14 protein-coding genes are annotated in these 15,024 nt (G+C 66.3%); 6 read left to right on the forward strand and 8 right to left on the reverse strand.

What is annotated here, in order from left to right; all coding sequences use genetic code 11:
- Positions 1 to 29: 29 nt before the first annotated feature.
- A complete protein-coding gene (locus ACRVY7_RS21030; protein WP_431818512.1) occupies positions 30 to 425 on the reverse strand; it encodes an ankyrin repeat domain-containing protein in 396 nt (131 codons plus the stop codon).
- A 58-nt stretch (positions 426 to 483) separates the two neighbouring features.
- On the opposite strand from ACRVY7_RS21030, the gene ACRVY7_RS21035 reads away from it, so the two are divergent.
- Together ACRVY7_RS21035 and ACRVY7_RS21040 are read left to right on the forward strand one after the other, a co-directional pair.
- On the forward strand, positions 484 to 1,785 hold the full coding sequence (locus ACRVY7_RS21035; protein WP_431818513.1) for a septum formation family protein: 1,302 nt from the start codon (positions 484 to 486) through the stop codon (positions 1,783 to 1,785).
- A gap of 14 nt (positions 1,786 to 1,799) precedes the next feature.
- Positions 1,800 to 2,150 carry a metallopeptidase family protein gene (locus ACRVY7_RS21040; RefSeq protein WP_431818514.1) on the forward strand — a complete coding sequence of 117 codons (351 nt, stop codon included), beginning with the start codon at positions 1,800 to 1,802 and terminating at the stop codon, positions 2,148 to 2,150.
- A 56-nt stretch (positions 2,151 to 2,206) separates the two neighbouring features.
- Here ACRVY7_RS21040 and ACRVY7_RS21045 read toward each other — a convergent pair whose 3' ends face one another.
- Positions 2,207 to 2,881, reverse strand: coding sequence for a histidine phosphatase family protein (locus ACRVY7_RS21045; RefSeq protein WP_431818515.1), 675 nt, complete (start codon positions 2,879 to 2,881; stop codon positions 2,207 to 2,209).
- Positions 2,881 to 3,873 carry a prephenate dehydratase gene (pheA, locus tag ACRVY7_RS21050; protein ID WP_431818516.1) on the reverse strand — a complete coding sequence of 331 codons (993 nt, stop codon included), beginning with the start codon at positions 3,871 to 3,873 and terminating at the stop codon, positions 2,881 to 2,883. The genes ACRVY7_RS21045 and pheA overlap by 1 nt, the downstream gene beginning before the upstream one ends.
- A gap of 227 nt (positions 3,874 to 4,100) precedes the next feature.
- Between pheA and ACRVY7_RS21055 the strand changes: the two genes are divergently transcribed.
- The 4 genes from ACRVY7_RS21055 (at position 4,101) to ACRVY7_RS21070 (ending at position 9,340) form a co-directional block, all read left to right on the forward strand.
- Entirely contained in the window at positions 4,101 to 4,904 is an 804-nt protein-coding gene (locus tag ACRVY7_RS21055; RefSeq protein ID WP_431818517.1) for a DUF2470 domain-containing protein, read from the forward strand.
- Between the two features lie 216 nt (positions 4,905 to 5,120).
- A complete protein-coding gene (locus ACRVY7_RS21060) occupies positions 5,121 to 5,936 on the forward strand; it encodes a CPBP family intramembrane glutamic endopeptidase (protein WP_431818518.1) in 816 nt (271 codons plus the stop codon).
- Positions 5,937 to 6,543: 607 nt separating this feature from the next.
- Entirely contained in the window at positions 6,544 to 7,629 is a 1,086-nt protein-coding gene (locus ACRVY7_RS21065) for an LCP family protein (RefSeq protein ID WP_270485314.1), read from the forward strand.
- A 235-nt stretch (positions 7,630 to 7,864) separates the two neighbouring features.
- Positions 7,865 to 9,340 (forward strand): MinD/ParA family ATP-binding protein, encoded by a 1,476-nt coding sequence (locus tag ACRVY7_RS21070; protein WP_431818566.1) that lies wholly within the window; start codon positions 7,865 to 7,867, stop codon positions 9,338 to 9,340.
- A gap of 17 nt (positions 9,341 to 9,357) precedes the next feature.
- Here ACRVY7_RS21070 and ACRVY7_RS21075 read toward each other — a convergent pair whose 3' ends face one another.
- The 5 genes from ACRVY7_RS21075 to ACRVY7_RS21095 form a co-directional block, all read right to left on the reverse strand.
- Positions 9,358 to 9,915, reverse strand: coding sequence for an RNA polymerase sigma factor (locus ACRVY7_RS21075; protein ID WP_431818519.1), 558 nt, complete (start codon positions 9,913 to 9,915; stop codon positions 9,358 to 9,360).
- A 113-nt stretch (positions 9,916 to 10,028) separates the two neighbouring features.
- Positions 10,029 to 10,445, reverse strand: a complete 417-nt coding sequence (locus ACRVY7_RS21080; RefSeq protein WP_049700225.1) for a hypothetical protein — start codon at positions 10,443 to 10,445, stop codon at positions 10,029 to 10,031.
- Between the two features lie 81 nt (positions 10,446 to 10,526).
- Complete coding sequence (locus ACRVY7_RS21085) at positions 10,527 to 10,943, reverse strand: CD225/dispanin family protein (RefSeq protein ID WP_431818520.1); 417 nt, start codon at positions 10,941 to 10,943, stop codon at positions 10,527 to 10,529.
- Between the two features lie 118 nt (positions 10,944 to 11,061).
- Positions 11,062 to 13,323 (reverse strand): ATP-binding cassette domain-containing protein, encoded by a 2,262-nt coding sequence (locus ACRVY7_RS21090; protein ID WP_431818521.1) that lies wholly within the window; start codon positions 13,321 to 13,323, stop codon positions 11,062 to 11,064.
- Between the two features lie 166 nt (positions 13,324 to 13,489).
- Positions 13,490 to 15,007, reverse strand: coding sequence for a hypothetical protein (locus tag ACRVY7_RS21095; protein ID WP_431818522.1), 1,518 nt, complete (start codon positions 15,005 to 15,007; stop codon positions 13,490 to 13,492).
- Positions 15,008 to 15,024 lie beyond the last annotated feature (17 nt).

Raw genomic sequence — 15,024 nt, forward strand, 5'->3', positions numbered from 1 at the left:
GGCGGGCGGATCGTCGGACGTTGCCGCGGTTACTGCCAGTGCCCGCGGTAGTCGGCTCGGCCGAACATCGACGCCGCGTCGTCGGCGCTCGGGGTTCCCGCGAAAGGGTCGGCTCCGGCCTTCACCAATGCCGCGACGACGTCGTCGAATCCCTTGAACACGGCACCCGCGAGCGGTGTCTGGCCCTTGTCGTTGGCGAGGTCGACGTCGGCGCCGCGCTCGGTGAGAGCCGTCACCGCCTCGACGTTGCCGTGGTACGCGGCAAGCATCAGCAACGAGTCACCCGACTGATTGCGCAGGTCAACGGGCACGCCGGCGTCGAGGTAGGCGGCGAGGGATGGGGCGTCGCCCGAGCGGGCCATGTCGAAGAGTCGTCCGGCCAATTCCTGGACGTCGGCACTCGGTTCGGGGTCTTCTGCGCTCACCCGTCCGAGTCTAAGCACAGGTATCGGCGCACCCGGACGCTCGGAAAGTGCATGATGGATGCCGATGAACGACGATCCCGACAAGGTGTCCGACGACGAGATGCCCGACCCCTCGGCGACCGACCACGTCGAACCGGTCACCGAGCAGTTCGAGCCGGTCACCGAAGAGTTCGAGCCCATCGGTGCCGAAGCGGGCGTTGAGGCTGGGGCGGAAGAGAGCGACGAGCCGGAGACCGACCGACCCGTCGTCGAAGACGAAGCAGCCACCGCAGAACCCACGCGTCGACGCGGAGTGAGTGGAGTACTCGCCGCGAACCCGATGCGGGTGGTGCTGGCGGCGATAGTGATCGGCGCGATTGTCGCGGGCGGTATCGCGTTTGCGCTCGGCTCGTTCACCGACAACGGGAACGTCGGAAGCACTGACATCGGCGAGAACGAACGTCTGACACAGAACGCGTTCACGCGATCGGTCGCCGGTGACTGCCTCGACTGGCCCGACGGGCAGCCCGGCCAGCCGTCGAAGGTCGCGTGCGATCAGCTGCATCGCTTCGAGGTGGCCGGTCCGCTCAACACCGCGCTTCTTCCCGGATCGGAATTCGGCGACTCCGCGGCGTGGCCTGGGGCCGAGCGACTCGCCGCGATTCGCGACGAGCAGTGCCCGGTCATCGTCGACGACTATTTGCAGGGCAAGCTCGACCCGCAGGGACGCTTCTCCGTCGGGATGATGTATCCGTCACAAGCTCAGTGGGACAAGGGTGCTCGTGAACTGCGCTGCGGATTGCAACAGACGGGCAAGGGCGGCCAGCCAGACCAGGTGGCGGGACGCGTCATCGACAACGACCAATCGTTCTCGTGGCCACCCGGCACATGCATCGGTATCGATCAGCAGACTCGACGCCCCACGGTGCCCGCCACCGTCGTCGGCTGCAGTGAACCGCACGCGTTCCAGACGACCGGCATCGTCGACCTTTCTGCGCGCTTCGGAAATCGGACGTCGGGTAAGCCGTGGCCGCAGATCGATGATCAGAACAAGTTCTTGGCCGGGATCTGCCCGGCGCAGGCGCAACGATTCCTCGGCGGCAAGGAGAAGCTCGACGCCACCACACTCAACACTCAGTGGTCCGTCATCAGCGAGCCGAGCTGGCTCGCGGGCAGCCGCAAGGTGGTCTGCTACATCGGGCTACCCGATCGCGGTGGATTCGCGACGCTCGTCGGCGACGCGCGACAGACACTCCTGATCAACGGCAAGCTTCCGGCACCGCCCCCGCAGGCGCCCCCCGGCCGCGTGCTGCCCACGCCCGTCCCACTACCGCCCGGCATCCAACCGAACCCCGAAGAGGTCCCCGCCCCCGCGGGCTGATCAGGAGTACACCCATGCCCGTCGCCATGTCCGACGACGAGTTCGAGGGCCTGGTGTCCGATGCACTCGACACCATCCCGAAGGAACTGACCGACGCCATCGACAACGTGGTGATCCTCGTCGAGCCGAACAACCCCGAGTCGCCGAACATCCTCGGGCTGTACTCGGGCGTCGCGCTCACCAGCCGCGACCACGACTACGGCGGCTTCTTACCCGACACCATCACCATCTACCGCGAGCCGATCCTATGGATGTGCCATACGCGCGAGCAGGTCGTCCACGAGGTCGCCGTCACGGTCATCCACGAGATCGCCCACCACTTCGGCATCGACGACGCCTGGCTCCACGCCCACGGCTGGGGCTGAGGATCGGGGCTTCGGGGCCCGGGCCGGGACGTCGCGCCGCACGCGCCCCCGGCCCGCTACCCCATCGGGTCGGCGACGAGTGGCTCGTCGACGAGTTCGAACGGGGCGCGGGTGGCGCCCCAGCGGTGCGGGACCCACAGTCCGTCGGTGTACTCCAATTCGACGGAGCCGGTGTTGGGCAAATGTGTTGCGGCCGCGAACCTTCCGTCGATCCCCGCGAGGTGTGCAGCGACGAGCCTGATCGCCGCGCCGTGGCTGACAAGGTAGACGTCGCGGGCGCCGGGTCCGCTGAGATAGCGCTGCGCGAGATCGGTGACGGCGGGCAGATACCGCTCGAACACCATCGTGAGCGATTCGCCGCCGGGGATCGGGGCGTCGGGGTCGCCGGAGTACCAACGGTCGATGATTTCGCGGAAGACACCGTGAGCCTCGTCGTCGGTGCGGTCTTCGAGCTCGCCGGCCTGCACCTCGTGCACCCCCGGCACGATATCGGCGTCCGCGCCCCAGACCGACGCGATGACCTCCGCGGTCTGCTGGGCGCGGGTCGCCTGCGAACTCAGGAGCACCGGGGCGTCGGAGTCATCGGTGCGCGTGATCGGATTCTCCAAGCCGTACCGAACCGCTTGTCGCACACCGAAATCAGTGAGCGAGGCGCCGGGTAGTGCGGTGTCGAGTCGACGCATCACATTCGACGTCGTCTCGCCGTGGCGGACCAGATACAGGCGGGCCATCAGTCATCACCATCCTTGACGTCGTCGCCATCTCCCAGTCCTCGACGCATCGCCGAGACCCATTCCTTGCCCGGCCGATGGTCCGGCGGCGGCGAGCCGATCACCCCGCGCGCCGTCCACGACCCGAGGTACACAATGTGTTCGGCTTCGCGGTAGAGCGCTTGGAGCGCTTCGGCAACCGCGTCGTCGTCGATATGCCCGACGGCGTCGAGGAAGAATCGGTACTGCCCGGGATTGGATTCGCCAGTTTCCGGGTCGCGCCGCGGTCGAGATTCGATTCTGGTGAGATCGATTCCACGCGAGGCGAATTGATTCATCGCCGACATGAGGCTACCGGGCTCGTTCGGCAGTTCGAGGATGACGGCGGTGCGGTCGGCGCCGGTCGGCGGCGGAGGCGACACCGGTCTGCCGACGAGGAGGAATCGCGTCGTGGCGTCGACAGCATCCGAAACCTCGTCAGCGATCACGGTCAGCTCCGACAGTTCCGCTGCCAGACGCGTGGTCACCGCGGCGTCGGCCTTACCGGCCGCGACATCTTGTGCCGCACCGGCATTCGACGACGCCACGACGAACTCGGCTCCCGGATACAGCTTTTCGACGGAGGATCGAACCTGTGCCGACGCGACGGGGTACGCGGCGATCCGTCGCACCTGCGACGCATCGATGGCCGTGGCAGCGGCGATGGCGAATGCGACGTCGAGCACGGTTTCGGCGACGACCTGCACGCGCTTGGAGCCGTCGGGGACGAGCGCGTCCATCGTCGCCGGTACCGATCCCTCGAGTGAACTCTCGATGGGAACGCACGCGAAGTCGGCGTCGCCGGAGCGGACCAACGCGATCGCAGCGGCCGGACTGGCCGCCGCAACCTTGGTCACCTCGTCGTGATCGTCGCGGCGCGGGACCCCTGCGGCACCCGTTTCGGTCGCGAGGATCTTGTCCAACGCCATCTCGGTGAAGGTCCCTGCCGGACCGAAGTACGCGAACACTGACACGACCCGAGCTTAGTCGACACAAGGTGAACATCTCCCTGACCTGCGCAGACAAACCGTGGGCCACGAAGAAACGGTCGTCCGACGCCGAGCGCATCAAAGCGCGTCAGCCGTGCGCTCGTCAGATTCCGCGCGATCACAACCATTGACGGATCACCCGAAACGACTTTAGGTTAGGGTTACCTATTATGAGCTGGACAGCACATCAGCCGACCGGGAGTGAGCACCGAATGACACGAGCCGTCACCGACAGACCGACGGACGCCGAGGTCATCGCCACCGCATGTCGAAGGGCGGGAAGCGCGATGCTGGCCGTCGAATCGCCCGTCGAGCCTTCGCAGAGTGCACTGCACAGCCACGAAGCCGACCTCGCCACCCCGACCCAGGTCGACCTGGTCCACCTCTTCGACACACAGGCATTCGTCCTGGTCCCCACTGCGGGACCGGCGATGCGTGCGGCCACCGAGAGTCCCGACGGCCTACCCGCGATGGTCGAGGTCACCGACTGCGCACCCATCGACCTGCGCGAACGGGTCCGCTCCCTGATCTGGCTCAATGGACGGCTGCATCACATCCCGGCCAATCTCGAACGCGACCTCGCCGTCGAGATCGCCACGGAACACCCCGACGAAGGACTCCTCGACATCGGCCACGGACGGTCGATGATGCGGCTGCAGATCGAGACCGCCGTCGTCGCGAGCGGTGCCGGCGCCGCCTCGGTTCCCGCGGACGAACTCGCTCGCGCCGAGCCGGACCCGTTCTGGGAGTACGAGAACGACTGGATCAGCCACCTCGACGCCGCGCACGCCGACATCGTCGGACAACTCGCACGTCGACTTCCGCGTCACCTCCGCCAGGGCCGGGTGCGCCCACTCGGACTCGACCGGTTCGGACTGCGTTTCCGCGTCGAGGGTTCGGCAGGCGACTCCGACGTCCGACTTCCCTTCCCCCATCCGGTGAACGACGTCACCGAGTTGTCGCGGGCGCTACGCAACCTGGCTGGCTGTCCGTTTATGAACAGCCTGCCGGATTAATCGAAGACCACCCCCGCCCAGTCGAATCGGAAGACCCCTCGTCTGACATCGACTGGACTGCCAGGGCGCGCGGTCAGGAGGGCTGCCCGACCGCGCGCCCGACTCTTCCCCTAGTTCCGGCCCGTCGGCGCGACTCTTCCGCTAGTTCCTGACCGACCGCGCTGGCCTCTGCTCCCGTGCCGCCTCGCTCCCAGCCGGCGCCGTAGGCTGTCGGCCATGGTCGACGTGACGCGTGGGATCGCTGCGATCGTCCGACCGGCCCCGCAGCGAGTCGTCGAGGTGGTCGACGACCCCCGCGAGCGACGTGCGCTGATCGTCGAGCTGGTCATCGTCGGTGTATTGACCTTCGGTTTCTCGGCGATCTCGGCCATCCTCTCGCTGATCGAACTGCAGCTGACCAGCGGAGTCGGCAACGCTACGGTCGCGCTCAATCCGAGCCGCTCGTCCGTCGGACTGATTGATTTCCTGCGACAGCTCATGAGCGTGCTCCGACTGTTCGCGATCGCCGGCCTGGGCGTCTATCTCCTCTGGCGGTCCGGCCTGCGCCTGCGCGCCTTGGGACTCGCCCGCCTGAGCGGCCGCGACGTTCCACCGGGACTTGTCCTCGCTGCCGCGATCGGACTGCCCGGGTTGGCACTCGTCGCCGCAGCGCGAGCTCTCGGAATGAACGCTCACCTCGTACCGAGCGAAGTCGACGGTCCGTGGTGGCGCTGGCCAGTGCTGATCGCCATCGCAATCGGCAACGCGGCCGCGGAGGAGATCATCGTCGTCGCCTACTTCATCACGCGCCTACGGCAACTCGGGGCGTCGGAGAACATGTCGTTGGCCGCGAGCGCTCTACTGCGTGGGGGTTATCACCTGTACCAGGGTGTCGGCGCGGGCGTCGGGAACGTCGTGATGGGCCTCGTCTTCGGGCGCTACTACCAGCTCACCAACCGGGTGTGGCCGCTGGTCATAGCGCACGCGGTAATCGATGTCGTCGCGTTCATCGGCTACGCGCTCCTCCACGATCACCTCGGTTGGGTCGGGTGAGCACTCGACGCCATCGGCCCGTGCGCTGCGTGAATGACGCTTGAGGCCTGAGCGCCCGCGTACATTTGATCTGATGAATGAGCCAGATCCGCGCTACATGCGGCGCCGCGGTGGTCCGTCGCCGCACGAGCAGCAGCCGCGGAATCCGGCGCCCACGCCACCTGGAAGAGACCGCGCTCCCGCAGGTCAGCGCCGAAATCCAGCACCTCAGCCACCCGCTGACCGCCGACCGCGCAATCCCGTGCAGCACCCGGTTCGCCAGGCCGACCCGCAGCACCACGCCCCTCGACGCGCCGCACCCCCGAACGCCGCGCCCATACACGCCTACGACCCCACAAGGCAGGTGCCGGGTGCTGGCGGAAACGATCGAGGTCGTCGTGTCGCGGAGTACCAACCTCCGCTGGCATGGTCGGCAGCACCCGACCGTGCCCAACCCCCGCAGCCGGGTCTTCGACGCCCCGCGCCTCCCGGACCCTCACGACAGCCCGCTCCACGCGGCGCTGACCACGCCAAACCCGCCCACGCAGCACCCTCGCACGCGGCAGCGGGTGCAGCCGCGGGTGCCGGGGCCGCTCGCGCGTACGCGCCGACGCAGAAGCCCGAGCCGGTGTCTCCCGACGACCGCCGGTCGCGCGGCGGGTCGTCTGCTCCCCCTCGACGCCCGGATCGGGGTCAGACCGCACCCCCTGCGTCGCCACCTCGACGTGGAAAGCCACGCTTTCGTCGACCACAGCTCGGCCGACCCAGACGCATCGGCAGGATCATCCTGATCATCCTGCTCGTGATCGTCCTCGGATCACTCGGACTGTTCTTCTACTACGACAGCAAACTGCACCGCGTCGACGCTCTGCCCGGTTACGCCGGACGCCCCTCCGACACCCCCGGCACCACCTGGCTGATCGTCGGCAGCGACTCCCGCGAGGGCTTGACCCAACAGCAGAAGGACAATCTCGCGACCGGAGACAGCGACGGGTCGCGGACCGACACCATCATGCTCGCGTACAAGCCCCCCAGCGGTAAGGCCACGCTGATCAGCATCCCGCGCGACCTCTACGTCCCGATCCCCGGTCAGGGCAGCTACAAGATCAACGCGGCGTACAACTTCGGCGGTCCGCAATTGCTGGCGAAAACCATCGAGCAACTCACCGGCATCCGTATCGACCACTACGCCGAGATCGGCTTCGGCGGTTTCGACACCCTCGTCGACGCTGTCGGCGGTGTGAACATCTGCATCGACCAATCCCTCCGCGACCCCAAGGCAGGACTCAACCTGACGAAGGGCTGTCACGATCTCAACGGACAACAGGCACTCGGCCTGGTCCGCACCCGAGCATTCCCCAACGCCGACCTCGAGCGCGTGGTCAATCAACGAAAGTTCCTGTCGGCCCTGATGTCGAAGGCAACCAGCCCCGGCGTACTACTCAACCCGTTCCGTCTGTTCCCGTTCATCAGCGGTGCGGTCGACGGCTTGACCGTCGACAACTCCACGCACCTGTGGAACCTGGGCATGCTCGGGTGGTGGCTGAGCGACGACCCGATCACCACGACCACACCGACCGGTGGGTCTGAGCTGACCGACGACGGCGACTCACTTGCCGTGGGAGACAACACCAAACAGTTCTTCGACGCAATCCGGTCCGGTAAGCAGATACCGAAGGATCTGCTGTCCGATCAGGGCGGCGCAATCGGGTGAATGACGACTACCGCGATTTCAGACTTGCGATTCCGCACCGCCACCCGCCCCGTTGTAACGTCATGGCCGAACTTCGACATTGCGAGGATGTACCGTGACGGCCGACAACCACCGAGCACCACACGTTCCGCCGTGGCTGGCGGGCCCGCCTGCCCCAGCCAGCGGCGATTCGCTGCGCGCACCCGCCACTCCTCGGGATACCGCTGCCGCTCCGGAGGTTCGTGGATCTTCTGAGGTGACTGGGCCCTCTGAGGTCGCTGCATCGCTCAAAGACCATGCTTCTGCTGAAAGCGGCACTGCCCGGCCGGATGTCGCCCCGCAAGAGCACCCACAGTCTCAAGGTGCCCACTCCGAAGCTGCACGATCCGCAGCGCCACAGTCGGAAGCTGGACCGCCGGCGCCACTACCGAGCTGGATTCCTGCCGCCGAGAATGAGTGGGCCAGCGGCCCCGTAGCGGCACCGCAACACCCCGACGCGCCCCACTTCGCGCCGCCGCCTCGTGGCACCATGCCACCGCATGCCGCACCAAACCACGGAGTGCCACCTCAATCACTGCCGCCGCACGCCGGACCCCCTTTCGGGGCACCCCAGCAAGGCCCACCGCAACAAGGCCCACCCCAGCAGGTTCCGCCGCAAGGTGGCGCACCCCAACACCTCGGTGCGCCCACAGAATTCGGGGCCCCCACAGGATTCGGGGCGCCGCCACAGTTCGGCACACCCGTTGCGCCGCAGGGACAGAACGCACCCGGCCTCGACTCCGGAATGCTCCTCCGCAAGGCGCGTCGACCACCACGGTCGGGCTGGCGTCGCACGGTGCACCGCATCTCCGGAGGCACCATCAGCCCCAGTGAGTCGCGGGCGACCGTGTACCACGACGAACTGGTCAGGCAGCTCAATGCGCCGGTCCACGGCGACTTCCGCATCGCGGTGCTGTCACTGAAGGGTGGCGTCGGAAAGACAACCACCACAGTGGGTCTCGGCTCGACGTTCGCCAGCCTGCGCGGCGATCGCGTGATCGCCGTCGACGCCAACCCCGACCTCGGGACGTTGTCGCAGCGGGTTCCCCAGCAGACATCGTCGACGGTGCAGGACGTCCTCCTCGACGACCAGATCCACCGCTACTCAGATGTCCGACGACACACCTCACAGTCTGTCAGTCGACTGGAAGTCCTTGCCTCCGAACGTGATCCGGCTACGGCAGAGACGTTCGACGAGCAGGACTACCGCACGGTGATCCAGGTTCTCGAACGCTTCTACAACATCATCCTCACCGACTGCGGTACGGGACTGTCGCATTCGGCGATGGACGGCGTCCTCGATCTCGCGCACTCGTTGATCATCGTGTCGACGGCCGCCCTCGACGGTGCACGCAGTGCCAGCGCGACTCTCGACTGGCTCGAAGCGCACGGCTACGGCCACCTGGTGTCACGGGCGGTTGTCGTCTTGAGCGGACCCCGACGTGGCAGCGCCAGCATCGATCTCACCCAACTGGCGCAACACTTCCTCGCACGGACCCGTGCCGTACAGGTGATCCCGTTCGACGAACACCTTTCCGAGGGAGCAGAAGTCGACCTCGACCTCCTTGCCAAGTCGACGCGGCGCTCGTTCGTCGAATTGGCCGCAACTGTCGCCGAGGATTTCGCCCTAGTCGGCGACCACCGTCGTCGTGACAACGTCGATCCGCGGTCGGCACAAACCTGGCAGCCGTGACGAAATCCGTACGCGCGCTATGACTCGACCGTCGTGTGCGCGCGAAGATACTGTGCGAGCTGTGTGCGCCCGCGGTTGAGTCTCGATTTCACCGTCTGCACGCCGACGCCCTGATGCTCGGCGATGTCGGCGTAGCTGAAGTCGCCGAACTCACGCAGCACAACCGCTTCACGGATGTCGTCCGAGAGTTGTTGCAGTGCTTCGCGTAATTGATCGCGCAGCGCTATCTGCTCGTCGAATCGGGGTGCCGAATCGTCGGCGTCGAGGGTCACCGGCGCCTCGGCGTCGCTGAAGTCGGTGAGGGTGGTATTCGCCTTGCGCTTGCGGATCAGTGCGAGCGCATTGTTGGCGGCGATCCGGTGCATCCAGGTGGAGAACCTCGCCTCGCCGCGGAACTTGTCGAGGTTGCGCCACGCGGCGAGCAACGTTGCCTGGAGCGCGTCCTCAGCGTCGTGCTGATTGCCGCAGATCTGTAGGCAAACGGCCCAGATCTGGTTGCGATGGCCATTGACCAGATCCGCGAACGCGCGTTGGTCGCCGTCGCGTGCCTGCATCACGAGTACCGCTTCGTCCACAGATGCTCCCGATCAATCAAACGCCTCCGCACCGGTGACGGATATGCCACCGGTGCGAAAGACGTGTGCGGTCTTCGAAATTCAGCTCATCGAGCATTGTGCTCATGCGGCGCTCACAGGTGGTAGTCGCCCCCGTCGTGATGTCCACTACCACCGTCGTGATCGCCGTAATCGCCCTCGGCGAGGTCGACGTCGTGCCCGGTTGAATCGTCGTGCTGCAACGTCGGATCGTCGTCGCCATGCAGGACCGCGGGGTCTGCCGACACCGCACCACCGTCGTCGTGGCCGCCCTGATGTTGGTCGTCACCGTCTTGACCGTTTTCGTGATACACGCCGTCTTCGACGACGACGTCGTCGTCAGCGGGCACGTTGGGCTCGTCGTCCATGTCGGGGACGGTGCTGTCGTCTGCGGGAGCATCGGACTCGAATGCGGCGGACAGCGCGTGCTCGAACACCCCGGGCGGAGGGGCCTGCACGTCGTCGGGCGAGATGCCCAGCGCAGTCAGGATGGAGTCGTCATCAGCGCTCATCCGTATCTCCTTCGTTCGTAGCAGGCGGCTGTCGGTTCCACTGCGCGCCGGCTTTCTCGGTTAGATGCTGCCAGGTGTGTGTCAGCCTTGGTACGCCGACATCGATGACACCGCCGATGCGATCACCACGACGTAGAGCACGATCGTGAGTACGAACCCCACCGCGAACATGATCAGGGCGTACTTTCCGAGCTTCTTTGCCTGGTCGGACGCGTGCTGCGCACCGACGCGGTCGCCCGAGATCCACAGCGTCGAGACCCTGCCCGCGTGCCCGAAGGCCGCGAAGGCCAGCGGCCAGAAGAAGATCAGCGCCGCGGCGGCCCAACCCATGTTCGACGACGGGCACGCCGTCGAAAGGCTCTCCTGCACCGACGGGCGCTGCACACCGGAGGCATTCATGTCACGACCCGACGGCCTCATCACGGTGGTGCGGTCATCGAGTCCGACCTGGGCGGCGGCACGGTAAGCGGGCATCGGCTGGTTCTGGTTGGGGTACATCGGATCTCCTCGGCTCGTTCGGTGCGCTTCTCGCACCGTCAGAGATTGGATGCGCCGAGACCCTCCGAATGTGCCGCGCGGCGTCGAAGAATCTTTGTGACATGGGTCACTCTGGTGTTCATCGTTTCAACTGGAGCTTCGACGCCGTGTACGCGATCAGAAGTACGCCGAGCAGCGTGAGCGCACTCGCGGTCAGAAGCGCGTTGCCGAATGCGGGCTCCCAGAGGTGCGCCCCACGCGTCTGTGGGGCCAGCGGCGCGATCGATGGCAGGTCGACCGCCATCGCCGACGCGGCGTACCCCCAGTAGGACGGGAAGAGCCACGCGAGCTGCGACAGTCCCGGTGCGCTGAGTCGAAAGAGCCCGCCGCAGAAGACCAATTGTGAGATGACGAGGATGACCAGGGGCGGCATTGTTTGTTCGTTGGACTTCACGGTGGCCGAGATAGCAAGTCCGACAACCGTACTCACGCATGCGATGGCCGCGACCGCACCGAGCAACTCGGCAGGCGCCGCCCCCACCACACCTCCGGACGGCAGTCCCTTGCCCAGGTAGCAGATCACCACCATCGTCGTCGACTGCGCGATCGCCACGCCGAAGTAGACCCCGACCTTGGCGGTCAGGTACGAGCCGGGGCGAAGCCCTACTGCGCGTTCGCGTTCGAAGATGTCGCGTTCACCGACGAGGTCGCGGACCGTCAGCGCCGTGTCCATGAAACAGGCTCCGATCACCAGGATGACGAGAACCTGAAGCGATTCTCCCGCGGTGTCCTGAGCCGTGTTGACGCCGAAACCGGCACTGCCGGGGATCACCAACGTCAGCAGCCCCAAGACGAGCGGCATCACCACGAGAAAGGCAAGGTATCCGGGATCGGCGAGAATCAGTCGCAGCTGGCGGCGGGCAATGGTGCTCGCCTGGCGCTGAGCACTGGTCTGGGGAGACGTCCGCACAACCCGTGTGCTCGGCGTCGATTGGTGCCGATGCGAGGCGTGCCCGTTGGTTCGCGCGAGATGCCTGCGATAGGCATCGTCGGGATGGCTTGCCACGTAGGAGAATATCTCGGCCCAATCGCTGTTTCCCATCGCGGGAGCCACCTCGTCGGGGCGGCCGCGGAAGGCCGTCTTGCCGCCGGGTGCGAGCAACAGCACCTGATCGCACATGGCGAGGTGCGTCAGCGAATGCGTGACGACGATGACCGTGCGCCCCGCGTCGGCGAGTCGACGCAGCGTCGTCATGACCTGCCTGTCGAGTGCCGGATCGAGGCCGGACGTCGGCTCGTCGAGGATGAGAAGTGAAGGGCCGGTGAGCAATTCCATCGCCACCGAGGCTCTTTTGCGTTGACCGCCGGATAAGGCGTCGACTCGGGTGTCGAGGTGCTCGGACAGTTGGAGTTCATCGAGCACCCCCGCGATCACGCGGTCGCGCTCGGATTCGGGCAGGTCCTCCGGGAGCCGAAGCTCGGCGGCAAACCGAAGTGCCTGCCGCAGAGTCAGTTTGCGGTGCAGCACGTCGTGCTGGGGCACCATGCCGATGCGCGTGCGCAGCGACTCGTACTCTGCGTGGACGTCGTGACCGTCGAACAGCACCCGCCCCGACGTGGGAGCGGTCAGGCCGGCGACAATCTTCGACAGGGTCGACTTGCCTGCACCGGATGGGCCGACGAGTGCTGTCAGCGTTCCCGGTCCAGCGACCAGATCGACGTCGTGGAGGAGTTCTTTGGTGCGGTCGACGACGAGCCCGATGCTCTCGACCTGCAACCCTCCCCAGGAAGCATTGGACCCGACTGCACTGATCCCCGCTGCGAGGAGATCGCCGCCTCGAACGATGAGGTCGGTGTTGCCGACGGTGACCAGGTCGCCGTCGGTGACCGCCGCTCGCCCAAATATCCTGTGTCCGTTGACGAAAGTGCCGTTGACACTGCCGAGATCCTCGAGATGCCGTTCGCCGGGTCCGACGACCAGGCGAGCATGCCGTCGAGACACGAGCACGTCGTCGACAGCGAGGTCGTTGGTCGGGCCACGTCCGATGAGCGTCACCGACGGGTTGTCGGAGTGCGAACCGTGCTCGACCTCTTCGGTCGCGAGCGCAACGACGAGAATCGGTGCCGATGCCGGCGGTCCGAGGTGCACCGACGTCGTCGAGGTGATCGGAAAGTCGACGACCAATGCGCCCGACACGACCAGCGTTGCCCCGTCGACACTCACGAGATGCCATGTGTCATCACGCCATTCGATCGCGAGGTGGTATTCGCGCACATCCCGGTGATCGACGACGATGTCGTTGTCGAGCGCCGCTCCCACTGTCAACCGCGTCGTGTCACCGAGCGCGTACACACACGATTCGACACTCACGCTTCCGGGCATGGGAACAGTGGTTGTCATGGAAGGTCCGCCTTCTCGATGGGTGAACGACGCTCAGGCGCCGCGACCGACACCGGGCGTCAGCCCCGCGATCTGCGATGGGGCTGCCGCCCGGTGCGGCCCGAATGTGTGGTGTCCGGCGAGTGGACGACAGGTCGAACTCCGCCCCGACCAGACGACCTGCCGATCAGACGGAAACGTCTCCGTGGTGATCGTCGTGCGCACCGTGGTCGTCGTAGGAATGCGAATCGGTGCCGTACGTCTCGTGCGAGTCGTCGTGCGCCGACGGATCGGACGCGCCGTCGGGGCCGCCATAGACGTAGCTCACGGTGTCGGCGTTGCCATCACCATCGGCGTCGGTGAGCACGGTGTCGGCAACGCCGTCGTTGTCGACGTCGAGTACGGTGGTGTCGAACTTGCCGTCGTGATCGCTGTCGATGAGCTTCACATCGGCGGTGCCATCCCCGTCGACGTCAATGGTCGCGCTGTCGACTTTGCCCTGCTCGTCGAACGTATCGACCTCGCGGACCTGGCCGTGCTCGTCGGTGATCGTGCGAAGGTCCGCGACTCCGTCGCCATCGGTGTCCGATTCGAAGACGGTTGTGCCGTTCTCGCCCGCATACGCAACCGTGTCCATCTTGCCGTCGCCATCGGTATCTCCCTCGAGGAGAGTGACGTTGCCCTCGCTGTCGAGGTAGGCGTTCACCTGATTGCCGTCGTCGTCGCTGAGGTGCACGACGTCGACGTTGCCGTCGCCATCGACGTCAACAGTCGAATCAGCGTGCAGCCCGGTCTGCGACTCCACCGCAGACTTCTCGGATTCCTGCGGTGCAGCATCCTTCGTCGGCGCCTCGGCTTCGGTCGGCGCGCCAGCGTCAGTCGGTGCGGCGTCCTCGGCCGGTGCCTCAGCGTCGGTCGGTGCAGCAGCGTCGTCAGCCGGCGCAGCAGCGTCAGTCGGGGCAGCGGCCTCTGTCGGGGCAGCGGCCTCTGTCGGTGCAGCGGCCTCTGTCGGTGCAGCAGCGTCCTCGGTCGGCGCGGCATCCTCTGTCGGGGCGGCATCCTCGGCCGGTGCAGCGTCGGTCGGTGCAGCAGCGTCCTCAGCCGGTGCAGCGTCCTCAGCCGGTGCAGCGGCGTCCTCAGCCGGCGCCTCCGCGTCCTCGGCCGGTGCCGGGTCCGACGGCGACGAGTTCTCGGATTGGGCGTCGGCAGGGCTCGCCTGGGCGTCCGGGGCGGACTTCTCGTCGTAGGGCTCGTCCGGGCTGATACTCGGCTTTGCATCCTGCTCAGACGTCGAGGCAGTGGCCTCAGTGGGCTCGGTGCTCGAATCCTCGGCGCTCGGAGCCTCTGTGCTCGAGTCCTCGGCACTCGGGGCCTCTGTGCTCGAATCCTCGGTCGGAGCCTCTGTGCCCGAATCCTCGGTCGGAGCCTCTGTGCCCGAATCCTCGGTCGGAGCCTCAATGCTCGAATTGTCAGCGTTCGAGTACTCCCCGTTGGCGGATAGCGTTCCCGCGGGCTCGCCGTTCCGCGTGTAGCTGATGTCGCCGTTGTCCTCGAAGGTTGCGACGATCTTGTTTCCGGCGTCGTCTTGCATCTCGACCTTCTCGGGAGTCCCGTCCTTGTCGGCGTCTTCGACGGAGACGACGGTCAAGTTGCCTTCGACCTCGATGTTGTCGGCGATGTTGCCGGGATCTCGGGTCTCGCTCATGTCCGACTTCTTTCTCT

Source organism: Gordonia jacobaea (assembly GCF_965344965.1).
GTDB classification, from domain to species: Bacteria; Actinomycetota; Actinomycetes; order Mycobacteriales; family Mycobacteriaceae; genus Gordonia; species Gordonia jacobaea.